4 protein-coding genes are annotated in these 2,876 nt (G+C 59.5%); all 4 read left to right on the top strand.

The window, feature by feature from the left end; translation table 11 throughout:
- The coding region (locus tag HKN37_16220) for a phosphoribosylformylglycinamidine cyclo-ligase (protein NNE48198.1) at positions 1-669 on the top strand (669 nt) is incomplete at its 5' end.
- Positions 670-746: 77 nt separating this feature from the next.
- Complete coding sequence (gene plsY, locus HKN37_16215) at positions 747-1,439, top strand: glycerol-3-phosphate 1-O-acyltransferase PlsY (GenBank protein NNE48197.1); 693 nt, start codon at positions 747-749, stop codon at positions 1,437-1,439.
- Positions 1,440-1,449: 10 nt separating this feature from the next.
- The gene (locus HKN37_16210; GenBank protein NNE48196.1) at positions 1,450-2,487 is read left to right on the top strand and encodes an NAD(P)H-dependent glycerol-3-phosphate dehydrogenase; all 1,038 of its coding nucleotides are present in this window, start codon (positions 1,450-1,452) and stop codon (positions 2,485-2,487) included.
- Between the two features lie 28 nt (positions 2,488-2,515).
- On the top strand, positions 2,516-2,876 hold a 361-nt coding region (locus HKN37_16205; protein ID NNE48195.1), incomplete at its 3' end, for an ATP-binding protein.

Genomic DNA, 2,876 nt, shown 5'->3' with positions numbered 1-2,876 from the left:
CCGGGGATCGGCGCGGACATTGTTCGTGGATTTGCTACGGCATGTTCAGAGAATGCCGTAGCACTGATCGGGGGCGAAACGGCAGAGATGCCCGGGCTTTATGCCATGGACGACTACGATCTTGCCGGTACGATCGTAGGCGTTGTGGAGCGGGACCGAATCATAGATGGCTCCAGGGTAGAGGCGGGAGATGTGTTGATCGGACTGCCCTCGACGGGACTTCACACAAACGGCTACTCGCTGGCTCGGAAGGTGCTTCTGGAAGATCTGACGGTAGATTCCAGACCTGACGCATTGGAGGGGCAGAGTGTTGGGGAGGCGTTGCTGGCCGTCCATCGGTCCTATCTCGGCGCGATTCAGGCAGTACTCCCCATGAGCGGCCTGAACGGATTGGCGCACATCACCGGAGGCGGCATCCCCGGTAACATCTCAAGGGTCGTCAGAGGTGGCCTGCGTGCAGAAGTTGACTACGCTGCGTGGTCGAGACCCCCCATCTTCAGGCTTATCCAGGATATGGGCGGCGTCCCGGAGTCAGACATGCGCAGGACATTCAATCTGGGAATCGGCCTTGTCATAGTCGTGTCGAAGTCCGTCAGCGACGATGCGTTCGATCGCCTCAAGGACCTGGGTGAAAGACCCGTATCGTTGGGGAATGTTGTAGTCGAATGAAACCGAGCAGTCCGGTTCGGAGTGTCAAGAAGCGCTTCCAACTCCTCGACCTCGGCCCACCGGCGCGATTGTAAGTCATGATCTCCCTAGCGACCATCGTCGTGCTCAGCTTTATTCTTGGCTCCATTCCGGGAAGTCTCTGGGCTGGCAAGGCGATGCACGGTATCGATGTCAGAGAGCACGGCAGCGGTAATGCAGGTGCGACGAACACGTTTCGGGTCCTCGGCTGGAAGGCGGGAGTGGTCGCCACGCTCATTGACGTGGGGAAGGGTTTTATTGCTGCCGGCCTGATCGCGAAGTTCGTTCGAATTGATGCGCTGCCTCAGGACCTGCCGTTCTGGAACGTCAATACGCTGGCGCAGATGCTGGCCGGCATAGGGGCGGTGGCCGGGCACATGTTTCCCATCTTCGCCGGATTTCGTGGCGGCAAGGGGATGAATACGGCGGGGGGCGTCCTGTTCGCTATTACGCCCGTCTCGATGGCTGTCACCATGATCGTGTTCATTCTCGTACTCCTCACTACGAGAGCCGTCTCGCTGGCATCTTTGACGGCAACTCTGGCGTTTCCGATTAGCGTCGGCGTTCGTAAATACTATCTCGGGATCGAGCAGCTTGATGCGAGTCTCTTTATTATCAGCATTGTGATTTCAGCGGGATTGATCTGGGCACACAGATCTAACATTCGAAGGTTGATGGACGGCACCGAGAGCCGTGTACGGTCGTTCAGGCCCGCAAAGGGCTTGATCGGGAAAGGAGAGTTGTCCGAGTAGCGGCTGCAAGTTGGACCGGAAGACAACACATATTGCCGTTATCGGTGCCGGAAGCTGGGGAACGGCACTCGCCATCAGTCTGGCTTCGTCCGGGCACGACGTCTCGCTGTGGGCCCGGAGACCCGACGCGGCAGCGAGGATGACAGAGTCCCGTCACAACCCCACGTATCTGCCTGATGCCGTGATTCCGGCCAGCGTGCGAATTACCTCGGACCTTCTCGAATCCATCACGGATGCCACCGTGTGGGTGTTTGCGGTGCCCTCGCATGCGCTTCGCGAAGTGGCCACGCGCCTGAAGTCGTACGTACAACCGGACTTGATTGTCGTATCGGTCGCAAAGGGCATCGAGAACGCGACGCTCATGACATCGACCCAGGTGCTTGCCGACGTGCTGACGGATTTGCCCGAATCGCAGATCGGGGTTCTTTACGGTCCAAGTCATGCCGAGGAGGTGGCGGCTGACGTACCGACAGCCGTTGTTGCCGCAGCGAACTCGATCCGGGTTGCTGAGGAGATACAGGACATATTCATGACCAAGAGACTCCGCGTCTATGTCAATGCAGACGTTCGAGGAGTCGAGATCGCGGGATCTGTAAAGAACGTCATGGCGGTGGCGGCCGGCCTGGAGGAGGGCGTCGGATACGGAGACAATGCAAAGGCCGCGCTGATCACGCGTGGCATGGCAGAGATCCGACGGCTCGGACTCGCTCTCGGTGCGGATCCCTCAACATTCTCGGGCCTTGCCGGTATCGGAGACCTCGTCGTGACGTGCATGAGCCGGCACAGCCGCAATCGCTACCTGGGGGAGCAGGTGGGTCGCGGGCGCTCGCTGGCGGAGGTTGAGGCGGAGATGGATATGGTCGCGGAAGGAGTGAGGACCACAAAATCCGTGTACGAACTCGCGAAGAAGCTCGACATTGATATGCCGATCACGGAAGCTGTATACCAGATTCTGTTTGAGGGAAAGAAGCCGGCTGAGGCGGTCGACGACCTGATGAATCGGGCGGCAAAAAGGGAGGACTGGCTCCCCGATGCCGTCGACGGGTGACGACCAGCAGCGGCAAGTGTCAGGAATGATGACCCACCGAGAACTTGAAAGACTCGTCGCGCTCGGCGAGGGGCAGCACCTGGAATTCAAACGGCGTGTGCCCAGGCCCCATCGGCTGGCCAAGGAGGTCATTGCATTCGCGAACACCCGCGGCGGGCATTTGCTTCTGGGCGTGGACGACGATGGCTCCATAGTGGGCGTCCGGGATGCCGACGAGGAACTCTACTCGTTGCAGGAGGCACTGGACAATCACTGTTCACCCGCCGTTCCTGTTCGACTCGAGCATGTCGAGATCTCTCGTCGGCGCGACGTGATTGTCGTGTGGGTCAGATCGAGTGATCAGAAGCCTCACTACCTCGTCCGTCCTGGCCACCCGTCGATGCGCCCGA

This window comes from Rhodothermales bacterium (assembly GCA_013002345.1).
Lineage (GTDB): Bacteria > Bacteroidota > Rhodothermia > Rhodothermales > JABDKH01 > JABDKH01.
Note: the sequence above shows the minus strand (reverse complement) of the source record. Positions and strands in the feature narration are given on the sequence as shown.